The organism is Amnibacterium endophyticum, from assembly GCF_042680685.1.
Taxonomy (GTDB): Bacteria; Actinomycetota; Actinomycetes; order Actinomycetales; family Microbacteriaceae; genus Amnibacterium; species Amnibacterium endophyticum.
Window position 1 is genome coordinate 1 of record NZ_JBHUEA010000030.1, and the last position, 13766, is coordinate 13766.

Annotated in this window: 16 protein-coding genes; 8 read left to right on the forward strand and 8 right to left on the reverse strand. The window is 76.1% G+C overall.

Annotation, left to right across the window (positions count from 1 at the left end; all coding sequences use genetic code 11):
• Positions 1 to 814: serine/threonine-protein kinase (locus ACFSBI_RS14895; protein ID WP_377936294.1), on the reverse strand; the 814-nt coding region annotated here is incomplete at its 3' end.
• Positions 815 to 973: 159 nt separating this feature from the next.
• Here ACFSBI_RS14895 and ACFSBI_RS14900 point away from each other — a divergent pair.
• A complete protein-coding gene (locus ACFSBI_RS14900) occupies positions 974 to 1876 on the forward strand; it encodes a bacteriorhodopsin (protein ID WP_377936296.1) in 903 nt (300 codons plus the stop codon).
• A 22-nt stretch (positions 1877 to 1898) separates the two neighbouring features.
• Positions 1899 to 3257, forward strand: coding sequence for a protein kinase domain-containing protein (locus ACFSBI_RS14905; RefSeq protein ID WP_377936298.1), 1359 nt, complete (start codon positions 1899 to 1901; stop codon positions 3255 to 3257).
• A 7-nt stretch (positions 3258 to 3264) separates the two neighbouring features.
• Here ACFSBI_RS14905 and ACFSBI_RS14910 read toward each other — a convergent pair whose 3' ends face one another.
• The gene (locus tag ACFSBI_RS14910) at positions 3265 to 3771 is read right to left on the reverse strand and encodes a hypothetical protein (protein WP_377936300.1); all 507 of its coding nucleotides are present in this window, start codon (positions 3769 to 3771) and stop codon (positions 3265 to 3267) included.
• 160 nt (positions 3772 to 3931) lie between these two features.
• Here ACFSBI_RS14910 and ACFSBI_RS14915 point away from each other — a divergent pair, with 160 nt between their 5' ends.
• Positions 3932 to 4441: a universal stress protein gene (locus tag ACFSBI_RS14915; RefSeq protein WP_377936302.1), complete on the forward strand. Its 510-nt coding sequence runs from the start codon at positions 3932 to 3934 to the stop codon at positions 4439 to 4441.
• A gap of 73 nt (positions 4442 to 4514) precedes the next feature.
• Entirely contained in the window at positions 4515 to 5303 is a 789-nt protein-coding gene (locus tag ACFSBI_RS14920; RefSeq protein ID WP_377936304.1) for a hypothetical protein, read from the forward strand.
• Between the two features lie 18 nt (positions 5304 to 5321).
• Here ACFSBI_RS14920 and ACFSBI_RS14925 read toward each other — a convergent pair whose 3' ends face one another.
• Both ACFSBI_RS14925 and ACFSBI_RS14930 read right to left on the reverse strand, forming a co-directional pair.
• Entirely contained in the window at positions 5322 to 5651 is a 330-nt protein-coding gene (locus tag ACFSBI_RS14925; protein WP_377936306.1) for a hypothetical protein, read from the reverse strand.
• A 51-nt stretch (positions 5652 to 5702) separates the two neighbouring features.
• Entirely contained in the window at positions 5703 to 5879 is a 177-nt protein-coding gene (locus tag ACFSBI_RS14930; RefSeq protein ID WP_377936308.1) for a DUF2510 domain-containing protein, read from the reverse strand.
• A gap of 126 nt (positions 5880 to 6005) precedes the next feature.
• On the opposite strand from ACFSBI_RS14930, the gene ACFSBI_RS14935 reads away from it, so the two are divergent.
• The 3 genes from ACFSBI_RS14935 (at position 6006) to ACFSBI_RS14945 (ending at position 9198) form a co-directional block, all read left to right on the forward strand.
• A complete protein-coding gene (locus ACFSBI_RS14935) occupies positions 6006 to 7493 on the forward strand; it encodes a carboxylesterase/lipase family protein (RefSeq protein ID WP_377936309.1) in 1488 nt (495 codons plus the stop codon).
• Between the two features lie 78 nt (positions 7494 to 7571).
• Positions 7572 to 8618: an HNH endonuclease family protein gene (locus ACFSBI_RS14940; RefSeq protein WP_377936311.1), complete on the forward strand. Its 1047-nt coding sequence runs from the start codon at positions 7572 to 7574 to the stop codon at positions 8616 to 8618.
• Between the two features lie 100 nt (positions 8619 to 8718).
• The gene (locus ACFSBI_RS14945; protein ID WP_377936312.1) at positions 8719 to 9198 is read left to right on the forward strand and encodes a MarR family winged helix-turn-helix transcriptional regulator; all 480 of its coding nucleotides are present in this window, start codon (positions 8719 to 8721) and stop codon (positions 9196 to 9198) included.
• On the opposite strand, the gene ACFSBI_RS14950 is transcribed toward ACFSBI_RS14945, so the two are convergent.
• Complete coding sequence (locus ACFSBI_RS14950; RefSeq protein ID WP_377936314.1) at positions 9195 to 9845, reverse strand: HAD-IA family hydrolase; 651 nt, start codon at positions 9843 to 9845, stop codon at positions 9195 to 9197. The two genes, ACFSBI_RS14945 and ACFSBI_RS14950, sit on opposite strands and share 4 nt — an antisense overlap.
• Positions 9842 to 10753, reverse strand: coding sequence for an NADP-dependent oxidoreductase (locus ACFSBI_RS14955; RefSeq protein WP_377936316.1), 912 nt, complete (start codon positions 10751 to 10753; stop codon positions 9842 to 9844). Before ACFSBI_RS14955 ends, ACFSBI_RS14950 begins: the two co-directional genes overlap by 4 nt.
• Before the next feature lie 97 nt (positions 10754 to 10850).
• Between ACFSBI_RS14955 and ACFSBI_RS14960 the strand changes: the two genes are divergently transcribed.
• Positions 10851 to 11681, forward strand: a complete 831-nt coding sequence (locus ACFSBI_RS14960) for a DUF6882 domain-containing protein (protein ID WP_377936317.1) — start codon at positions 10851 to 10853, stop codon at positions 11679 to 11681.
• Between the two features lie 302 nt (positions 11682 to 11983).
• Here the strand turns inward: ACFSBI_RS14960 and ACFSBI_RS14965 are convergent, their stop codons facing one another.
• A complete protein-coding gene (locus ACFSBI_RS14965; protein ID WP_377936319.1) occupies positions 11984 to 12862 on the reverse strand; it encodes a carbohydrate ABC transporter permease in 879 nt (292 codons plus the stop codon).
• On the reverse strand, positions 12862 to 13766 hold a 905-nt coding region (locus ACFSBI_RS14970; RefSeq protein WP_377936321.1), incomplete at its 5' end, for a carbohydrate ABC transporter permease. The genes ACFSBI_RS14970 and ACFSBI_RS14965, both read right to left, overlap by 1 nt.

Below are 13766 nucleotides of genomic sequence, written 5' to 3' on the forward strand. Positions count from 1 at the left end.
CGACGTCCGCCGCGGCGGGCCGGTGCGCGGGGTCGAGCGCGGTCATCCGGGACAGCAGCTCCGCGAGCGCGGGGGAGGCGTCCGCGGGCAGCGCGGGCGAGCGGTGCAGCCGCGCCATCGCGGCCTCCGCGGCCGCGCCCGGGAACGCGCGCTGACCGGTGAGCGCCTCGAGCAGCACGAGGCCGAGCGAGTACACGTCGCTCGCGGGCCGAGGCGGCGCGCCCCGGACCTGCTCGGGGCTGAGGTACGCGGCGGTGCCCAGCACGGTCTCGGGCGCCGTCCTCGCGGCCGCGTCGACCAGCTGCGCGATGCCGAAGTCGGTCAGCTTCGCGGCGACGGTCGCGGTGGAGACGACGGCGCCGGACGGCACCAGGATGTTCGCCGGCTTGACGTCGCGGTGCACGACGCCGCGCTCGTGCAGCGCCTGCAGGGCGCTCGCGACGTCGGCCACGATCCGGCGCGCGAAGTCCGCCGCCAGCGGGCCGCGCGCGCGGTGCAGCAGCGCGCCCAGGTCGTCGCCGTCGACCAGCTCCATCACGAGGTAGGGGCCGAGCACGCCGTCGCCGGTCGAGGCGTCGAGCACGCTCACCACCGACGGGTGGTTCACCGCCGCGAGCAGCTGCATCTCCTGCGTGCGGCGCTGCGGGTCGACCGACTCTGCGAACGCGTCGCGGAACACCTTCACGGCGACGCGGCGGTGCAGGAGCGTGTCGCGTCCGCGGTACACGGTGGCCATGCCGCCGCGCCCCAGCTCCGAGTGGATCTCGTAGCGCCCGCCGAGGACGTCGCCGGGGCCGGGCTCGCGCTCAGCCACGGGGCGTGCGGGAGCGGGCGGGCATTCACCCATCATCCCGTGTTCCGCGCCCTGCGTCAGCCCCCCGAGCGGATCGGATCGGACGTGCCCGGCGTGGCGTGGGAGGATCGGGCCGCTCGGCCGTGCTCGCGCCGCTGCCGAGCGAGGGGAGAGCGTGCCGTGACCGTCCTGCCGAGGGCGACGCCCTTCGACGTGGCGCCGTGGGAGATCCCGCTGACCCCGGGGCAGCACGTCCTGATCCAGTTCGGCATCGTCGTCGCCGCCTTCGCGCTCGCGGCGATGGCGCTGCGCATGCACGCCGCCCGCCGCGAGGTCGGCGACCGGTACCGGCCGGCCGTGCACGCCGCCGCCGCCGCGGTCTCCGTCGCCTTCCTGTCCTACGCCCTGCTGTTCCTCGAGCTGCGGTCCGGCTACCGGTTCGAGGACGGGATGTGGCGGCCGGGCGCGGAGGCCGCGGGCACCTGGGCGGCCCGCTTCATGGACTGGACGGTCAGCGTCCCGCTGCTCGTCATCGAGCTGATCGCCGTCAGCGCGCTGGCGGGCGCCGCCGCCCGCCGCGCCCGCGCCGTCGGGATCGCCGCGGGCGCCGGCATGGCGATCCTCGGCTTCCTCGGCGCCGTCGTCGTCGGCGGCGGCCGCTCCTACCCGGCGCTGCTCGGATTCGGCCTCGCCTCCGCCGTCTGCTTCGTCGTGCTCTACGCGGTGATCATCGCCACGGTCCTCAAGTCGCTCCCCGTGCTGCCCGCCGCCGCGCGCGGGCCGCTGACCGCGGCGATGGTGGTGCTCGTCGTCTCCTGGTTCGCCTACCCCGTCGTGTTCGGGCTGCAGGGCCTCGTGTCGAGCGGGGCGGTGACGACGTTCTCGCAGGTGCTGCTGAGCGCCACCGACCTGGTCGCCAAGGTCGGGTTCGGCCTGCTCGTCCTGCGGGTCGCGCGCATCCGCACCGCGGCCGACGTCCTGGCGGGGGAGGACGTGCACCCGGAGGGCATCTGGATCGACCAGCTGCGCCAGTCGGACGGCGTGCTGCCGGACGGCCCGCCCGGGGCGCTGTCCCGCGACTGACGCGACGGCTACGCTCGTGCCCGTGGCCGCACCCGACCTCGATCGTCCCGCCGCGGCGGGCGACCGCGGGTCGCCGATCCGGCTGCCGGAGCGCTACCGGGTCGAGCACGTCATCGGCCGGGGCGGCACCGCCGTGGTGTACGCCGCCCGTGACACCCTGCTGAACCGGGCCGTCGCGATCAAGGTGTTCACCTCGCCGACGGACTCCCCGAAGGTGCTGCGCGAGCAGCAGCACGAGGCGCAGACGCTGGCCGGGCTCAGCCACTACGCGCTCGTCACCCTGTTCGACGCCGGCGTCGACGACGCGGACCCCGCCTCGCCGCACATCTTCCTCGTGATGGAGCAGGTCGACGGGCCCGACCTCGGCCAGCGGCTGCGCAGCGGTGCCCTGACCCCGACACAGGTCGCCTACCTCGGGCTCGACCTCTGCGACGCCCTGATCTACGTGCACGAGCGCGGGTACCTGCACCGCGACATCAAGCCGGCGAACGTGCTGCTGTCGGGGCGCGAGAGCGAGCGGCGGCTCCGGGGCAAGCTGTCCGACTTCGGGATCGCCGCGGTGCGGGGGACGAGCGCGGACGACGGCGAGTTCACCGTCGGGACCGCGGCCTACCTGAGCCCCGAGCAGGTGGAGGGCGGCCGCCTCGAGCCGCCGTCGGACGTGTACTCGCTCGGCCTCGTGCTCATCCAGGCCGCCACCGGCAGGGTCGCGTACCCGGGCACCGTGATCGAGTCGGCGTTCGCACGGCTGGAGCGCGACCCGGAGATCCCCGACCATCTGCCGGAGCGCCTGCGCGCGGTGCTGCGCGGGATGACGCAGCGCTCACCCGGCGACCGCATCGCGCTCGAGGCCGCTCGCCAGGAGTTCGAGCACGTGCTCGCCCAGGAGATCGCCGCGGGCGTACCTGCGGTCCTCCCCACGCCGAAGGTGGATCCGGTCGCGCTGCGGGGCACGTCCGACGCCGAGTACGCGCGCATCACGGGGATCGCGGCGCGGCTGCTGCGCACCCCCGCCGCGTTCGTCGTGATCGGCGACCCGGGGCAGGAGACGCTGGCGTCCGTACCGGAGGTGCATCGCGGCGAGATCGCGGCGCTCGCGGCGCGCTGCCTCGCCGTCGACGCCGATGCGCCGTGGACGGTGGAGGACGTGCGCACGGACCCGCGCACCGCCGACGCGATCCGGTCCGCACCCGTGCGGTCGATGGCGGTGCAGCCGATGCGCGCCATGGACGGCCGCCGGTTCGGGGTGATCGCCGTCCTCGACGCGCTGCCGCGCGCCTTCGGCGCCGAGGAGTTCTCGGTGCTCGCCGACCTCGCGCACCTCGTCGCGCACGAGCAGGACCTGCGGCAGGCGGTCCGCCGGGCGCTGTTCGCCCGCTGAACCGCGCTCAGCGCGCGGAGGGGTCCGGATCCCGGTGCTGGCCGGTGCGCTGCACCTGCGCGTGCGGGTCGAGCGCGACCAGGGCGTCGGCGATCCGGTCGTCGAGCTCCTCGATGCGCCTGAGGACCGCCTCGTCACCGGGGACGCGCAGCACGAAGTACTCCACGACGGAGCTGCGCCGCGTCCGGCGCACCCGCACCTCGCCGTCGAACCCGCGGCCGATCTCGGACCGGGTCGCGAGGCGCATGGTCGTCCCGGCGGAGCCGGCCAGGTAGATCTGGCCGTAGGCGACGTCCTCGCGGCCCGAGGGCAGGCCGAGCGTCCGGGCGAGGTGGATCAGGGTCTGCTCCTCGCCGGCGTGCACCTCGCCGGTGACCCGGGCGACCATCGGGTTCGCCTCGAGCCGCACCTGCGCCACCGGCCGGGACGCGCGGGCGATGAGCACGACCGTCGCGACGGCGCCGACCAGCAGCAGCGCCATGAGCCCGAGGATGAGCAGGCTCTCGATGCTCACGAGCCGCCCCTCACGACCGACCGACAGAACGAGACCGCCGGGCGCCCGCTCCCGGCTCGGTGAGAGCACGTTGCCACACCTCGCACCGGGCGAACCTGAGGGCTCGCCCGGTGCCCAGGCCGGGGGCGGACACTCTCGTCGTCTCGACCGAGGAGGAGCGATGGTGCAGGAGGACGGGCGGAGCCGGGCGATCGTGGCGGGGGTGCTGCCCGAGCACCCGCTCTGGGTGGTGCAGGTGGCGGGCGACTTCGCCCGCGCCTTCGACGCCGAGGTGGTGTGCGTCGCGGTCGATCCGGCCCGCTACGCGTTCCAGGACCTGCCGGACGGGTCGCTGATGACCGCGCCGCTCGACCCCGGCCTGCTGCAGCCGTCGCCCGTCCTCGACCCGGCGGCGCGTGCGGCGCTGGGCGCCCTGCTCGAGCCGAGCGGGGTCCGCTGGTCGGTGCGCGAGGAGAGCGGCGACCCGTCGGCGGCGCTGATCCGCGTCGCCGACGAGGTGGACGCGCTGATGCTCGTGGTGGGCGCGCCGCGCGGCGGCCTGCGGGGTGCGATGCGCTCGGTGATCCAGGGGTCGGTCGGCGCACGGCTCGCGCAGCGGCAGTACCGACCGGTGGTCGTCGTGCCGACAGCACCGGAGCCGGACGAGCCGGACGAGGTCGCCGAGGGCTGATCCGTCGCACGTCCCCCGGTCTCGGGGTGCGGCCGGAGCAGCGGGCGGCGCCCGCCGTCGCTACGGTCGCGGCGTGCGCCGCGTCTCCGCCCTCCTCGTCGCCGCGCTGCTCGTGCTGGCGGCGGCGCCGGCGCCCGCGACGGCGGCGACGCCCACCCGCCTCCTCGTCCAGCGCAGCGACCCGCTGATGACCGACCCCGTCGTCCTGGAGGTCGCGGCGATCGACGCCTCCGGCACCGCGGCCGCCTTCACCGGCACCGCTCGGCTCGGCTCGGGCCGGTCGTCGGTGCGGGCGGCGATGCGGGCGGCCGCGGGCGGTGTCGCGGTCGTGCCGCTGCCGACCGCCTCGCTGCAGACCGGGCCGGCGACACTGCGCCTCACCGCCCGCACCGGCGGCCGCACCGTGACGCGGACGATGGTCGCCTTCGTGGACGTGCCGGCGACGCTCGGCCTCAGCGGCTTCGGCTGCACCGCCGTCACGCGGGCGGGCGGCACGATCCGGTGGGCGGTCGACACGATGGGGGGCGAGCCGGTGCGCACCCCGAACTCGCGCGACGTGCCGCTGCTGCCCTACGTGGGCTCGTCGGCGCCGCGGTACTCCATGACGGGCATGGACGGGCTGCCGCTCGCGACCTCCGGGCGCATGGTGATCAGCGACGCCCGCGGCCCGGTCGCACGGGTGCGGCTCGGCAAGCAGGTGCGGCGCCTGGTCTTCGGCACCCGCTGGAACGGTCGGGCGCGCGGCGGCTTCCGGCCGGGGACGTACACCGCGGTCCTGACGCTGACCGACCCGGCGGGCCGCATCGTGACGGCGACGCAGCAGGTCTACGCGGTCGCTCGCGGCGGTCCCTGCGGGCCCTGAGGTCGTGCGCCGCGCGCGTCAGACGAGCCGGCAGTCGTGCCGGTCCACCTCGACCACCGCGGTGCCGTGGTTCCGGGCCGGGACGACGCAGAGGCCGGGGACGCGCACCGTCACCCAGCCCGCCGGCACGGCGAAGCGCCGGGTCTCGCCCGAGCGCATCCGCCGGACCTCGCGGTAGTCGCCGTGCGCCTGGCTCAGCTGCACCTCGAGGTCGACGGGCTGCGCCGACGGCGCGACACGGACCACGACGGAGGCGGTCGGCGTGGCAGGAGCCCCCGCGCAGCCCGCGAGCGTCGCGGACGCGGCCGCGACGACGGTCGCGCCGAGGAGCCGGGGGAGGCGGTGCACCGCCCCAGGTTCGCCCCTCGGACGGGGGCGCCCCGGGTGCGGTGCGGCGTGTCAGGCGATCCGGCGGCGGGCGCGGAAGAAGGCGCGGCGGCGGTCCTGCTGCAGGCGGACGGGCAGGCCCGGGCGGGGCTTGACGTGCTCGGACCAGTCGGAACCGTTCCAGAAGCGGAGGAAGGCGGCGTCCGCGGGGTCGGTGTACCAGCCGGCGGCGAGGGTGAGGGCGTTCACGGGGAGGACTCCTGGGTGGGAGACGGGGGTGGGTGAGGACAGAATGCCCGGTCTGTCCCCGCCGGCGGCAGGCCCCTCTTCGAGGGACCCGGCGCGCTGACAGGCGGCGCCCCGCACCCTGGAGCCATGGCGGTGCCCCTCGTCGTCCCGACCTCGGCCGGCCGGGTGCGCGGTCGCCGCGAGGCCGGGCTCACCGCATGGCGGGGCGTGCCCTACGCGCAGCCGCCGGTCGGCTCGCTCCGGCTGCGCGCCCCGCGGCCGCCGGAGCCGTGGGCCGGGGTGCTCGAGGCCGACCGCGACGGACCGCTGCCGCCGCAGCCGCGCACGGGTCGGCTGACGGGCGCGGGTGTCGCCACCCCGACGGACGAGGACTGCCTGACCCTCACGGTCGTCCGCCGCACCGCCGGGGACGCCCCGAAGCCCGTCATGGTGTTCGTGCACGGCGGCGCCTACGCGATCGGCGGCGGCACCGCCGAGGCGTACCGGGGCGAGTCGCTGGCCGCGTCCGCCGACGTGGTGTTCGTCGGGTTCAACTACCGGCTCGGCGCGCTCGGCTGGCTGGACCTCACCGCCCACGGCACCGAGGAGCGGCCGATCGAGGGCAACCTCGGGCTCCGCGACCAGCTGGCCGTGCTCGCGTGGGTGCGGCGCGAGATCGGCGCCTTCGGCGGCGACCCGGAGAACGTGACCCTGTTCGGCGAGTCGGCCGGGGCGACGAGCGTCCTGGCGCTCATGACCTGCCCGGCCGCCGCGGGACTGTTCGACCGCGCGATCGCGGAGAGCCCGGCGATCGGCGCCGTGCACGGCTCGGCCCGGTCGCGGGGGTGGGCGGCCGAGCTGGTCGCGTCCCTGCCCGGCGGCGCGACCGACCTGCTCGAGGCGCCCGCGGACGCGCTGGTCGCGGCGACCGGGCGGCTCGACGCGGTGGTGAGCGACCGCACCCCCGGGGCGCGCCTGCTCGGCCCCGTCGTCGACGGCGACCTGCTGCCCGGCTACCCGCTCGAGGTCCTCCGGTCCGGCGGCGGCCATCCGGTGCCGCTCGTCGTGGGGACGAACGCGGACGAGGGCACCCTCTTCCAGTGGATGCGCGTGCTGCGCGCGGACGCCGCCCGGCTGGAGCGGCTCTTCGCCGCGGTGCCGCCGGACGTCGCCGCGGCGGTGAGCGCCGAGTACCCCGGCCCGAGGCGCCCCCACCGGCTCGCCCGCTTCGTCACGGACCTGATGTTCCGGGTCCCCGTCGAGGAGGTCGCCGCCGGCCGTGCCGGCGCCGCTCCGGTGTGGGTGTACCGGTTCGAGTTCGCCCCGCGCGCGATGCGGCTGATCGGGCTCGGCGCGGCGCACGGCGCCGAGCTCGACCACGTGTTCGCCCGGCGCCGCAGCCGGACGCTGGACGCCGCGCTCCTGCTGGGCGGACGGCGGGCGGCGCGCGGCGTGACCCGGCGGATGGCCGCGGCCTGGCGGGCGTTCGCCCACGACGGCGCGCCGCCGGCCCGCTGGCCGCGATTCGAACCCGGTGCGGCGCTGACGCTGGTCGTCGACGCCGTCGACCGCGTCGAGCGCGACCCCGGCGCGCGCCTCCGCGACGCGTGGGCGGGCTGGCGCGCCTGGGACTGAGCGGGCGGCACGGCGCGCCTGCGGCTGCCCGCTCGGGGCGCTCACTACGGTCCCTACCCGATCGAGGGGGTCGCTGCGATGGGGGATGAGCGAGGGGCGCTGACGCGCCTGCGGATCGTGCTGCTGGCGGTGCCCGCGCTCGCGCTGCTCGTCGCGCTCGGGGCGCAGGCGCCGACCGTCGCGCTCGCCGTCGCAGGACTCGGCGGGGTGCTCGCCGCGCTCGTGGTGCTGATCGGCAGGGCGCCGAGCCGCAGCCGCCGCGGCGCCGTCCTGGTGCTCGCGATCGGCGGCGTCGGCGTCTTCCTCGGCGGTACCGCGCTCGCGGCCCCGCTGCCGCACGGGACGGGTGCCGTCGTTCCGCGCGAGGCGCTGCAGCAGCGGCTCGAGACGCCGCGGACGACCGCACGGGCGACGCCGCTCGCCGCCGCGGCGCTGGCGGAGCTGCCGGTGAAGGGGCCCGCCCCGATGACCGGCTACGACCGCACGGAGCGGTTCGGCCCGGCCTGGTCCGACGTCGACCGCAACGGCTGCGACACGCGGAACGACGTGCTGCGGCGGGACCTCGTCGATCGCCGGGAGACCCGCTGCCGCGTGCTGGCGGGCGTCCTGCACGACCCGTACACCGGGACGACGATCCACTTCGTGCGCGGCCCGCGCACCTCCGAGGCCGTCCAGATCGACCACGTCGTGGCCCTCGCCGATGCCTGGCGCACCGGGGCGCAGCGGCTGCCGGAGGCCCGCCGCATCGCGCTCGCGAACGACCCCGTCAACCTGCTGGCCGTCGACGGGCCCGTGAACCAGCGGAAGGGCGACGGCGACGCGGCGACCTGGCTGCCGAAGCGGAAGGCCTTCCGCTGCACCTACGTGGCGCACCAGATCGCCGTGAAGCGCGCCTACGACCTCTGGGTCGTGCCCGCCGAGCGCTCCGCGATGCGGCGGGTGCTCGCGAAGTGCCCCGAGCAGCGCCTGCCGGCGGGCGCCGGATCGGTCGCCCGCGCCGCGACGGTCACCGCGGGGGCGTTCTGCGCGCCCGAGGGCGGGACGGGCCGCTCCACGTCCGGCACCGCGCTCGTCTGCCGCGCGGGCGCCGGCGACGACCGGGCGCGCTGGCGCGCTCCGCGCTGATCCGTCGCGGCGGTCCAGCCGATGCACAGCCGGCTGGCCGATCGCCCGTGGATGCGGGTACCGTGCGGGGAGACCCGCACACCCCTCGTCTGGAGACGCGATGCCCCGATCGCACGACCCCGACGGGTCCGCGCCGGTCCTCGCCGCCCTCGACCGCCTCGAGGACGCCGGGCAGGCGCTCGACCTGCGCACGCGCGACTCCCTCGGCGTGAACACGATCGACTACGCCGTGCTGCGCTGGGTCGAGCGGGTCCACCGCCGCGGCGGCACGACCCGGGTGGGCGACATCGCGCAGCACTTCGGGGTCAGCTCCGGGAGCGCCACCGAGATCGTCCACCGCCTGACCCGAGCGGGCCTCCTGCAGCGCGCGCCGCACCCCACCGACGCCCGGGTGCGGCGGCTCGAGCCGACGGCGGAGGCCCTGGAGCGGATGAGCGTGCTCGTCGGCGGCACGCGTGCCGAGCTCGACTCGCTGCTCGCGACTGTCACGGACGCGGAGCGGGAGCGCATGGCCGAGCTGCTCTCGGCGGTGACCGCGATCCTCGAGGGCCGGAAGCGACCGGGCGGGGGCGACCGCTAGACCTGCGGGTCGACGACCACCCGGATCCGGCCCTCGGCGGCCTCCGCGCGGACCGCGTCGAGGCCGGGCGCGACCACGTCGGCGCCGAGCGCCGAGGCCGGTGCCGAACCGAGCACGCCGAGGACGCGGCAGCCGGCCGCCCGTCCGGCGACGACGCCCGCGACGGCGTCCTCGACGACGAGGCAGTCGGCCGGGTCGACGCCGAGCGCCGCCGCAGCGGCCAGGTACGGGTCCGGCGCGGGCTTGCCGAGCGCGGTGTCGTCCGCCGTGATCAGCGCCCCGGGCGTGATGCCCGCGGCGGCGAGCCGGGCGGCGGCGAGCGGTTCGCTGCACGACGTGGCGATCGCCCAGCGGTCGGGCGGCAGCGCCTCGAGCAGCGCGGTGACGCCGGGGAGCCGCACGATGCCGGCCGTGTCGGCGACCTCGAGCCGCTCGATGTCGCGGAACGCGGCCTCGGCGTCCGCGGCCGGCACGCGCTCCGCGACGATGTCGCGGGCGGGTCGCCCGAGCGCCGACGCCCGGACGCCGAGCCGCACGCCCCAGCGCCGCTCCCACTCCGCCCACGCGCGGTCGACCGCGGGCGTCGAGTCGATCAGGGTGCCGTCCATGTCGAACAGGACGGCCGCGACGTCGAGGACGACCGTCATGGGCGCGCGCCGACGAGCAGCACCGATCGGCCGCGCGCGTGCCCGGCGCGCCCGTCCTCCTGCGCCTGCACCGCCTCGTCGAGCGGGTACTCGCGCTCGACGATCATGCGCAGCGAGCCGTCCTCGTAGCCGGCCGCGGCGACGGCGAGCGCGGCCGCGCGGTCGCCGGTCGAGCCCGTGACCTGCGCCCCGTGGTCGCCCGCCGAGAAGTCGGCGATGGACACGACGCGGCCGGCGTCGCCGGTCAGCGCCACCAGCTCGGGGATCACCCCGGCGCCCGCGAGGTCGAGCGCCGCGTCGACCTCCGCGACCGCGAGGTCGCGCACGCGGTCGGGCCAGCCGGTGTCGTAGGTCGTGGCGAGCGCGCCGAGCGCCTCCAGGTACTCCTGGTTCGCCTCGCTCGCGGTGCCGATCACGATCGCGCCCCGGGCGCGGGCCAGCTGGATCGCGGCCGTCCCGACGCCTCCCGCGGCCCCGCTGATCACGACGGTGTCGCCCTCGCCGACGCGCACCGCGTCGAGCGCGCGCAGCGCGGTCTCGACGGGCACCGGCGTCGCGGCGGCCTCGAGCACCGGCATCGCCTCCGGGCGCGGCGCCCACACGTCGAGCACCGCGACCTCGGCCCAGGTGCCCTGGCCGAACCCGAAGACCTCGTCGCCCGGCTCGACGCCGGTCACCCCGTCGCCGACGGCGTCGACCGTGCCGGCCGCCTCGAAGCCGGGGGTCGCGGGCGCCGCGAGCGGGCGGCCGCCCGCGAAGGCGCCCTCGCGCCGCTTCCGGTCGGCCGGGTTGATCCCGGCGGCGGCGACGCGGATCCGCACGGTGCCCGGCCGCACCTCGGGCTCGTCGACCTCCACGACCTCGAGGACCTCGGGTCCGCCGAACCGCTCGTACCGCACCGCGCGCATGGGACCGATCCTGCCCGACGTCCACTGGTCGTTCCCGCCGCGCGGTTCCCGTCGCGCCGTCGCGGCGGCGGCTGCCGGGCGGCGTACCGTCCTCCCGATGCCCGACCTCGATCTGACGGCGCTCGCCGACGCCGGCGCCTTCGTCTCCCAGGAGCACCAGGAGCACCTGGCGGGGACGTTCGGCATGCGCACGCTGAGCGTCGACCCCGCCGCGGGCCGCGTCGCCTTCACCGACGCCGCCGGCGCCCGCACCGTCTGGCGGGCGCACCTGCTCGGCACCGCCTCGCCGGAGGACGGCACCTGGCTGTGGGCGCACGAGAACGTGAACGGCTTCCCGGACGCCTTCGTGCAGCAGAGCCGCCGCGTCCGGGCCTTCGGCCGCAAGCACGGGGTCGAGCAGCTGGCGGTGCCGCGGCTCGAGCTCGACGACGAGCTGCCGGGGCGGCTCGTCCGCGCCGTGAAGGCGCTGACCGGCCTCACCGCCCATGTGACCGCGCCGATCGGCACGGGGTCGACGAAGGCGTGGCTGCTCGTGGAGGACGACGCGCTGCGGCTGCCGCCGCCGACGGTCGCGCGGACGGTCGGCGTCGTGATGAGCGGCATCGCGGGCACCGGTGTGGCCGACCACCGCCGGGCGCTCACCGCCTGGGCGGAGCAGCGCGGCGCCGTCGTGGAGCCGGGGGAGGGGGTCGCCCGCGTGCACGTGAGCGACGGCACCGTCCGCGTGCGCTTCGACGACGCCGACCGGATCGTGGGCATCAGCACGGGCCGCGGTAGCGACGAGCGCGCGGTGCCCGGGGCGGACCCCGCGCCCGTGCCGCCCACCGACACGGAGCGACCGGGGTCGGAGCCCGAGGCGCCCGCCGAGTCGCCCGCCGAGGAGGCCGCGCCGCGCCGGGGCTGGCTCGCCCGCCTCCTCGGCCGCTGACCCCGCTCCGCGCGAGTCCTTCAGCAGGAACCACGCCCTTCAGCAGGAAGGAAGGCGCCCGTTCCTCCTGCTGAAGGTCGCTGTTCCTGCTGCAGGACTCGGTGCAGGTGGCCGGGACGGGGCAGCCCCGGATCGGAGCCCTTTCCGGAGCCCGAGGGGCCGGGTGCGGAGGCGCCGCCCGCCCTCGAGGGATGGCGAGCCCTTCAGCAGGAAGCACGCCCTTCAGCAGGAAGCAAGGCGCTCTCTCGTCCTGCTGAAGGTCGCTGTTCCTGCTGAAGGGCTCGGTGCCGGTGGCCGGGTGATCAGCCCTTCAGGCCGGAGAACGTCATCGTCTGCACGAACTGCTTCTGCGCGACCAGGAAGAAGGCGAGCAGCGGCAGCGTCGCCACGACGTTCGCGGCCATCAGCAGCGACCACTCCGTGCGGCGGGTGCCCTGGAAGTTCGTGATGCCGAGCTGCAGCGTGAACGCCTGGTCGTTGTTGATGAGCACCAGCGGCCAGACCAGGTCGTTCCACACGTTCAGCAGCGTGAAGATCATCAGCGTCGTCAGAGCGGGCTTCGCGAGCGGCAGCACGATGCGGAAGAAGATCTGCCGGCGCGAGCAGCCGTCGATCAGCCCCGCCTCCTCCAGCTCCACGGGCAGGGAGAGGAAGAACTGCCGCATCAGGAAGATGCCGAAGGCGCTCGCGAGCCACGGCACGATCGCCGCGCCGAGCCCGTTCAGCAGCCCGACCCGCGAGAACAGCACGTAGGTCGGGATCATCAGCACCTGCACCGGGATCATCACCGTCGCCCCGATGAAGAGGAATCCCGCGTTGCGCCCGCGGAAGCGCAGCCGGGCGAACCCGTAGCCGGCGAGGGAGCAGAGCACGAGGTGGCTCACGATCGTGGTCGCTGAGACGATGACGGTGTTGCCGAGCCAGAGCAGCACCGGCGTCGTCGTCAGCAGCCGCACGAAGCCGTCCAGCGTGAAGGAGGACGGGATGAACGGTGTCGGGATCTTGTTCAGGTCGGCCGCCGGCGTGAAGGCGGCGAGGAACATCTGCAGGAACGGGACCGCGAACACGATCGCGGTCGGCAGCAGCAGCAGGTGCCAGGGGCTGAACGGCCACCGGCCGCGGCGGCGCGGGCCGGTCCGGACGGCGGGCGTCGCGGCGGGGGCCCGCAGGACCTCGGTCATCAGAAGGCCTCGATCTTCGACGAGCGGCGGGTCACGAGCACGATCGCGAGCGTGATCACCAGCGTGACGAGGAAGAGGGTCCAGGCGACGGCGGAGCCGTAGCCGAACTGGGTGTTGCGGAAGGCCGCGTTCCAGAGGTAGTAGACGACCGTCTCGGTCGCGTTCAGCGGCCCGCCGCGGGTCGTCGTGTAGACGAGGTCGAAGAGCTGGAGCGACTGGATCACCTGCCAGATCGTCGCGAAGACGATGACGGGCGCGAGCTGCGGCACGACGACGTTGCGGAACGCCTGCCCGGAGGTCGCGCCGTCGATCCGCGCCGCCTCGACCAGCTCGCCCGGGATATCCTGCAGCGCCGCGAGGAAGATCACCGTCGTGAAGGCGGCGGAGCCCCAGAGCGACATGATCGCGATGACGACCATCGCCTGGTGCGGGTCCTCCAGCCAGCCCTGCGGCGGCAGGCCGAGCCGGCGGAGGATGTTGTTGATCAGCCCGAACTGCGGGCTGAACAGGTAGGACGCGAGGATGCCGGTCGCGGCGGCCGACGCCACGAAGGGGGCGAAGATCGCCGTGCGGTAGATGCCGATGAAGCGGATCCGCCGGTTCAGGGCGGTCGCGAGCAGCAGGCCGAGCAGGACCGAGGAGGGCACGAACAGCGCGGTGTAGACGACCGTGTGCAGCACCGCGCCGCCGAGATCGGGGTCGGTCACGGCGTACGCGTAGTTCCGCGTGCCGATCCACTCGGGGTCGCTGAACCCGTTCCAGCGCTGCAGGGACAGCACGAACGACCAGCCGGCCGGGAACAGGGTGAGCCCCAGCACGACGATCGTCGCCGGGGCGACGAAGGCCCAGCCCTCCAGGTTCAGCCGGAGCGACCGGCGGGGGCGGGCGGGCCGCCGGGCGTGGG